A 7,074-nucleotide genomic window follows, 5' to 3' on the forward strand; every position below is an offset into this window, starting at 1 on the left:
GGTCAGTTTGATTACAGACCGGCGCCGCTGGCGGCGGAGTCGGTGAAGCGCACCTCAATGGCGGTGCCCTGGTCCACGCTGGTGCCGGCGGCCACCTCCTGCTCATAGGCGGTGCTGGTGCTGTAGCCGGAGGCGCCGCTGGCCTTCAGGTAGAGGCCCGCCTCGGTCATCTTCTTCTGGGCCTGCGCCAAAGTCAGGCCCACCACGTTGGGCACCTGCACCTGGTCGGTGGGCGCCTGTTCGCCCATGTAGAGCACCACCTCGCTGCCGCCGGGGATGGAGGCTCCCTGAGCGGGGATCTGGCCGGTGACGGTGTCGCCGTCGCCCACGGTGCGCAGGGTCAGGTTGTTCTTCTTCAGGGCGGCGGTGGCGTCGGCCAGGGTCTTGCCGGTGACGTTGGGCACCAGCACGTCGGCGGTGGAGGAATAGGTCTTTTCCACCCCCATGTAGTCCAGAATGTTCTCCAGAAGCTCGCTGGCCATGAGGGCGGCCATGTTGCCGCCGCTGATATACCAGCCGCCGGCGGTGGTATTGGCTCCGGGAGAGGCGGGCTTGGGGGCGTCGTAGGCCAGCAGGATCACCACCTGGGGATCGTCCGCCGGGGCGAAACCCAGGAAGGAGACGATGGTGTGTCCCTCCACCAGGGTCTCGGAGGAGCCGGTCTTGCCGCCGATGCGGTAGCCCTCCACGGCGGCGTTCTTGCCGGTGCCGCCGTCCACCACCTTCTCCAGAATCTCACGGCAGCGGGCGCTGGTCTGTTCGCTGACCACCTGCCGCACCTCGGTGGGCTCGGTATACTGGAGCACGTTGCCGCTGGCGTCGGTGACCTGGCTGACCACGTAGGGCTTCATCAGGTGACCGCCGTTGATGACGGCGGAGGCGGCGGTGATGAGCTGGATGGGAGTGACGTTGAACCGCTGGCCGAAGGAAGCGGTGGCCAGGTTCACGTTGGTGAACTTATCCCGGGGCCAGATCAGGGAGCTGGTGTCGTACTCCCCCTGCATGTCGATGCCGGTGGGCTCCAGGAAGCCGAAGTCCTCCAAATAGTCGTAGAACTTCTCCGCTCCCAGCCGCTGGCCGATGGCCACAAAGGCCGGGTTGCAGGAGTTGGCCACCGCCGTGGCCAGGTCCTGATCCTTGTGGCCCGGCGTATAGGAGCACTTGATGGGATCGCTCCAGCCCTCCACCATCACGCTGCCGGAGCAGTAGAAGTGGTCGCTCTCGCTGACCACTCCCTCCTCCAGGGCGGCGGCCAGGACGATGGACTTGAAGGTGGAGCCCGGCTCATAGGTGTCGTTGATGGCCTTGTTGCGCCACTGCTGAAGCTGGGTATTCCCCAGAGCCTCGGCATATGCCTCCTCACTGGTGGAGGGGTCGTTTTTCACCGATTCCAGGTACTGGCTGAGCACTGGGTCGGTGACTGCCCAGGGGTCGTTCAGGTCGTAGGTGGGGGAGTTGGCCCATGCCAGGATCTCCCCGGTGTTGGGGTCCATGGCAATGCAGAAGCCGCCGTTCTGCACGTCGAACTGCTCCACGCCCTTTTTCAGGATGCTCTCGCAGAAGGACTGGATAGTGGCGTCGATGGTGAGGGTCAGATCGTCGCCATTGGTGGCGTCATAGTAGTCCTCAAACCAATAGAGCATTTCGGTGCCCACGCCGTTTTTGGCGGTGACCACCCGGCCGGTCTCTCCGGCCAGCTCCTCCTCATACAGGGCCTCCACTCCGTAGGCGCCCTCTCCCAGGTTGGGGTTCACCCAGCCGATAACCTGGGCGGCCAGGCTGCCCTTGGGGTAGTACCGCTTGCTGGTGGGCATGAGGTAGATGCCGCTGATGTGGTTCTCGGTGATGAATTGCTCCACCGCCTCCGACTCCTCCGGCTCCACCCGCCACTTGATCATCTCATACAGGGAGTTCTCCTTGGCCAGCCGGGCCAGGATATCGTCCACCTCCAGGTCCAGAATCTCCGCCAGGTTCTCGGCGATAAACTCATTGGTGGGCTCGGGGTAGTCCGGCGGGTCCTTGCCGTTCTTCTCGGCCTGCTCCACCTTCTCCTTGTAATTCTCCTGGCACTGGATGATCTCCTTGGGGGAGAGCTGCACGTTGTACACTGTGGCGCTGAGGGCCAGGGGCACCCCGTTGCTGTCATAGATGGTGCCCCGGTTGGCCTCCACCGTGCTGTCCTTGGTCTGCTGGTCCGCCACCAGCCCCCGGTAGTAGTCGTAATCCTGAATCTGGATCTTCCACAGCTGAAAAAACAGCGGCACAAACACCGCCACGCCGAAGATACCCATGAGAATCAGCGTGCGGATCAGGATGGTGCGGTTGGCCCGGTGGTCGGGCTGCTGCCGGAGCAAACGTTCTTTCTTTCTGCGTGCCATCTCGGCTCACCTCGCTTGGGGATAGTTACAGTGGAGGGCGTAAGAAAATTTCTTTTCTTACGCCCTCTTTCGTCCATCTTCTTACGGGTGGGCCGCCCGGCGGCAGCCCGGTTCTGTTTTTGTGGGGTCTGCAAATCAATATATGGCTGGGATCAGCTGAAATATGCCACGATTTCCTCCACAATGGACTTGATCGTGTCCACAAAGCCCGCCGTCCCCGGCGCGGCCTCCTCCTGCTCGAAGATCGTCACCGAATCGGGCTCCGACAGGTCCACATAGATGCTCTGTCCGTTCTGGGGCTTTACCATGGTCCCGTTGGCGGTCATCTCCTGCTCGATGCTCTCCAGATCATAGGCCAGCTCGTACTGAGCGCGGAGCTTGGCCTCCTCGGTGCGCAGCTCGGTCATCTCGCTGCGCAGGTCGATGATCTGCTGGGAGGTCACCGTCAGCTTCACATAGCTGAACAGCAGCAGAATGGCAAACACCCCCACGGCCAGAAAACCGGCCACCGCAAAGGGGGACACCGCCCCGGCCTCCCGCACCCGCACCCGGGGCCGGGCCACCACCCGCTGCTTGGGCCGTACCATGGGCCGGGGCTGCAGAACCTCCGAACCCTTCAGCTGACGGGCGGCAGAGCCGTCATACGCGTCGTAGGGAACGTTCGTATACCGATTGAGTTTTGTCCTGCGCTTCACGGCAGTTGCCATGCTCCCGTCCACTCCTATCTTTGGTAAATTACAGCTTTTCAGCCACCCGCAGCTTGGCGCTGCGGGCACGGGGATTTTCCTCCAGCTCCGCCGGACCGGAGACAATGGGCTTCCGGTTCACCAGCTTCACCTGGGGCTTCTTCCCGCACACGCACACCGGAAAGTCCGGCGGGCAGGTACAGCCCTTGGCAAACTCCGCCAGGGCGTTTTTCACAATTCGATCCTCCAGAGAGTGGAAGGAGATCACCGCCAGCCGGCCGCCGGCGTTCAGCCGGGGCACCGCGGCGCGCACCATCTTGTCCACCGCCGTCAGCTCATCGTTCACCGCGATGCGGATGGCCTGAAAGGTCCGCTTGGCCGGATGCTGCTTCTCCCGCAGGGCGGCCGCCGGCATGGCCGAGCGGAGTACATCCACCAGCTGCAGTGTGGTTGCAATCTCTTCCTTGTCCCTGGCCCGGACGATGGCTCCCGCAATCGCGGAAGCATACCGCTCCTCCCCGTACTGCCAGAGGATGCGCCGCAGCTCCTCCTGGGGCCACTCATTGACCACCGTCCGGGCCGTCAGGGTATCGGTCTTGTCCATTCTCATGTCCAGGGGGGCGTCCGCCATATAGGAAAATCCCCGGGACGGGTCGTCCAGCTGGGGGGAGGACACCCCCAGGTCAAACAGCATGCCGTCCACCCTGTCCAGCTTCAGGCCGTCCAGAATGGCGTCCAGCTCGCAGAAATTGCTGTGTACCAGCTCCACCTTATCCCGCCAGGGGGCAAGGCGCTCCTCCGCCGCGTCCAGGGCCGCCTGGTCCCGGTCCACGCAGATGAGCCGTCCGCTGGTCAGACGTCTGGCGATCTCCCAGCTGTGGCCCGCCCGGCCCAGGGTGCCGTCCAGATAAATTCCATCCGGCCGGATGGCCAGCGCCTGGATACACTCCTCCAGCAGCACCGGCTTGTGGGTATAGCTCGGTTCACTCATCAGAATCCCAAAGCCTCCATACAGGCCGACATCTTCTCCGGCGTCATTTCCTCTTCCTCCTGGGCCTGCCAGGCGTCGGCGCTCCAGATCTCCGCCCGGTCGTGGACGCCGATGATCACCACGTCCTTGTCCAGTCCGGCGTACTTGCGCAGCTTCTGGGGGATGACGATGCGCCCCTGGCTGTCCAGCTCGCATTTTGCGGCGTTGGCAAACAGAGGGCGCATGGCCTTGGACTGGCTCATAGGCAGGGAAGCGAATTTTTCTGTAAACCGGTCCCAGGTGGACTGGGGGTAGATGGCCAGGCAGGCGTCCACGCCCATGGCCAGATAAAAGGTGACTCCCAGCTCCTCCCGGAGCTTGGCGGGGATAAAAAGGCGGCCTTTGGCATCAATACTGTGCTCATACGTGCCGGTCACGCCTCTCACCTTCCCCCCACTCGGCTGAAATTTTGCGGGTTTTTCCCCCACTTCGCTCCACTTGCTTTTTAGTATAAAGGCTCCGTAACGGAATTGCAATAGTTTTTTCTACTTTTTAAACGAGAAAAATGCCGTTTTTCCCCCTGAAATACAGGATTTTCGACATGAAAAACATATGTTCGATCCTTTTGAGTTACAAATGGAAACAAAAAACCACCATACCTTGCGGTATGGTGGTGAAAAAGTGCCGGTTTTCGATATTACGTAAACGGGAGAAACACGCTCTATTCGTCGGCGGCGGCGTCATAGGGCTGCCGCCCGGCGACAGCTCCCCCGCCCGCCAGGGCACGGAACCGGGCTCGGGATTTTTTGATTTCGTCGTAGGCCTCGGCCACCGCCTCCTCGGTGCGGCGGAGGGCGTCCTCACAGTAGTCGTTGGCCGCCTTGCGCAGGTCCCGGCTGCGCTCCTCGGCCACCCGGAGCATCTCGTTGGCCTTCTGCTTGGCCTGGGCCAGCACCTCGTCCTCGGCCACCATCTGCTTGGCCTGGTCCTCGGCCTGCTTGCGGATGAGCTCACCCTCCCGCTTGGCGGAGGCGATATACTCCGTCCGGGCGGCAATGAGTTTCTTAGCCTCCGCCAGTTCCATGGGGAACTGGGCCCGGATCTCGTCCAGCAGGTCCAGGGCGCGGTCCCGCTCCAGAATGCACTTGTCGCTGCTCAGCGGCATGCTCTTGGCCTCGTCGATCATCTCAAAGAGCATGTCCAGTAATTCATCCACGCCGGTGGCCATCAGCAATCCCTCCTGCTGTCCATTTTTTGCTGTACGTCCGCGATGATCTCCCTGGGCAGGAAATCCGACAGGTCCGCTCCGTAGCGGGCCATTTCCTTCACCACGCTGGAGCTGACGTAAGTATATTTGGCGCTGGAGGGCAGAAACATGGTCTCCAGCCGGGGGTTGAGCTTGCGGTTGATCAGGGCCATCTGCAGCTCGTTTTCATAGTCGGACACCGCCCGCAGGCCCTTTACCAGGGTGCAGGCCCGCCGCTGCCGGGCGTATTCCGCCAGCAGGGTGGACGAGCAGTCCACCTCCACGTTGGGCAGCTTGGCCACCACCCGGCGGATCAGGTCCGCCCGCTCCTCCGGGGTGAACAGGCCCCGGTTCACCTTTTCCGAGTTCACCAGCACGCACACAATCAGCTTGTCAAAGCAGACGGCGGCCCGCTTGATGATATTCAAATGCCCCAGCGTGATGGGGTCGAAGCTGCCGGGGTAGATGGCGGTCTTCATGTGGACTCACATCCTCAAACCGGGAGTTACACGTCCCGGTGGTACAGTGTGATCTTGATCTTGCCGTAGCGGTAATCCCGGCCCATCCGGTAGGGGGCGGGCAGCGCCGGCAGCGCCGCCTCGGCGGCGCTTTCGCAGACTATTATACCATTTTCCGTGGCAATGTCAATCTTGGCGATGGCGGCCAGGGCTTTCTCCAACATTCCGGAGCCGTAAGGCGGGTCCAGGAAAATCAGGTCAAATTTCTCCCGGCAGCCGGTGAGAAAGGCCAGATAGTCCCCCTGGGTGACCTTCGCCTTGTCGGCCAGGCCGGTGTGGGCCAGGTTGTCCCGGATCACAGCGGCGGCCTCCTTCCGCAGGTCCACAAAGGAGCAGAAGGCCGCCCCACGGGACAGGGCCTCAATGCCCATCTGGCCGGTGCCGCCGAACAGGTCCAGCACCCTCCGGCCCTCGATGTCAAACTGTACGATATTGAATACCGACTCCTTCACCTTGTCGGTGGTGGGCCGGGTCTCCAGGCCGGGCAGCTCCTTCAGCCTCCGGCCCCGGGCAATTCCGGTAATCACGCGCATGGCGGTTCCTTCCTTTCTGTTCTCTCACTGGGGCAGCCGGCCGGCGCCGTTCCAGCAAAACCGGGTGGCGGTGGCCTCTGGCACGTTGGCATAGTCCCACTGGTGGTCAGTCCACCGCATATCGTCGCTGGTCACATTGAAGTAGGCATGGTGGACCTGGTCCCATTGGTTGGGAGACACACGTTCCCCACCTACCGGGTCGTTCCAGGTGGGGTCCACACAGTACCATTCCCCCTCCAGGCGCACCATATTCCAGGCATGGTCGCTGGTGGAGCCGGAAGACGCCCCCACCACCGTGATACACTCCACCCCCGCCAGATCCATCAGCAGCTGGAAACTGGTGGCATAGCCCAGGCAGATGCCGTACCCCTCCACCAGCATGCCATAGGGGTTGGTGTTGTCCGGCCTGCCCTGAGGGGTGGCCGGGTCATACACCGTCTCGTCATACTCCCCCAGGCGTACCAGCGCGTCGTGGAGGGCCAGTTCCTTTTCAAAGTCGGTCATGTCCCCGGTGATATGTTCCGCGATCAACTCCCGGCAGCGGGCCAGGATAGCGGCGTCCTTGTCGCTGAGGCCGCTCTCGTCTCCGCTCTCCCAGGCCGCCACAATGGCCGAGGTGTCGTAGATGGTCATGTCGTACTCGTTGGGCGGCTCAAAGGGCACGAAGGCGCTGATATCCAGGGTAGGCTCTGGAGTTGGAGCCGGAGTTGGGGGAACGGATGAGGTGGGTGGGGGTTCCGGGG

At 62.5% G+C, this 7,074-nt stretch carries 7 protein-coding genes and 1 pseudogene; all 8 read right to left on the minus strand.

What is annotated here, in order from left to right; genetic code table 11:
• Window positions 1-11: 11 nt before the first annotated feature.
• Window positions 12-2,378, minus strand: a complete 2,367-nt coding sequence (locus tag B5F88_RS08625) for a penicillin-binding transpeptidase domain-containing protein (protein ID WP_087344376.1) — start codon at window positions 2,376-2,378, stop codon at window positions 12-14.
• Between the two features lie 152 nt (window positions 2,379-2,530).
• Window positions 2,531-3,085: a hypothetical protein gene (locus tag B5F88_RS08630; RefSeq protein WP_087344379.1), complete on the minus strand. Its 555-nt coding sequence runs from the start codon at window positions 3,083-3,085 to the stop codon at window positions 2,531-2,533.
• A gap of 28 nt (window positions 3,086-3,113) precedes the next feature.
• On the minus strand, window positions 3,114-4,055 hold the full coding sequence (gene rsmH / locus B5F88_RS08635; protein ID WP_087344382.1) for a 16S rRNA (cytosine(1402)-N(4))-methyltransferase RsmH: 942 nt from the start codon (window positions 4,053-4,055) through the stop codon (window positions 3,114-3,116).
• Window positions 4,055-4,471, minus strand: a complete 417-nt coding sequence (gene mraZ, locus B5F88_RS08640) for a division/cell wall cluster transcriptional repressor MraZ (protein ID WP_087344385.1) — start codon at window positions 4,469-4,471, stop codon at window positions 4,055-4,057. Before mraZ ends, rsmH begins: the two co-directional genes overlap by 1 nt.
• A 284-nt stretch (window positions 4,472-4,755) precedes the next feature.
• Window positions 4,756-5,262: a hypothetical protein gene (locus B5F88_RS08645; RefSeq protein ID WP_087344388.1), complete on the minus strand. Its 507-nt coding sequence runs from the start codon at window positions 5,260-5,262 to the stop codon at window positions 4,756-4,758.
• Window positions 5,262-5,759 carry a pantetheine-phosphate adenylyltransferase gene (gene coaD, locus B5F88_RS08650; protein WP_087344391.1) on the minus strand — a complete coding sequence of 166 codons (498 nt, stop codon included), beginning with the start codon at window positions 5,757-5,759 and terminating at the stop codon, window positions 5,262-5,264. Before coaD ends, B5F88_RS08645 begins: the two co-directional genes overlap by 1 nt.
• A gap of 26 nt (window positions 5,760-5,785) precedes the next feature.
• Window positions 5,786-6,337 (minus strand): annotated as a pseudogene (gene rsmD, locus B5F88_RS08655) (16S rRNA (guanine(966)-N(2))-methyltransferase RsmD); the annotation flags it as partial.
• Between the two features lie 18 nt (window positions 6,338-6,355).
• Window positions 6,356-7,074: transglutaminase domain-containing protein (locus B5F88_RS08660; RefSeq protein ID WP_275532925.1), on the minus strand; the 719-nt coding region annotated here is incomplete at its 5' end.

It is taken from the genome of Flavonifractor sp. An306 (assembly GCF_002159455.1).
In the GTDB taxonomy this organism is placed as follows: domain Bacteria; phylum Bacillota; class Clostridia; order Oscillospirales; family Oscillospiraceae; genus Flavonifractor.

Bases quoted from the DNA above. Each gene is read 5' to 3' on its own strand.
- B5F88_RS08625 (WP_087344376.1), bottom strand. From the start codon at position 2,378: ATGGCACGCAGAAAGAAAGAACGTTTGCTCCGGCAGCAGCCCGACCAC.
- B5F88_RS08630 (WP_087344379.1), bottom strand. From the start codon at position 3,085: ATGGCAACTGCCGTGAAGCGCAGGACAAAACTCAATCGGTATACGAAC.
- rsmH (WP_087344382.1), bottom strand. From the start codon at position 4,055: ATGAGTGAACCGAGCTATACCCACAAGCCGGTGCTGCTGGAGGAGTGT.
- B5F88_RS08645 (WP_087344388.1), bottom strand. From the start codon at position 5,262: ATGGCCACCGGCGTGGATGAATTACTGGACATGCTCTTTGAGATGATC.
- coaD (WP_087344391.1), bottom strand. From the start codon at position 5,759: ATGAAGACCGCCATCTACCCCGGCAGCTTCGACCCCATCACGCTGGGG.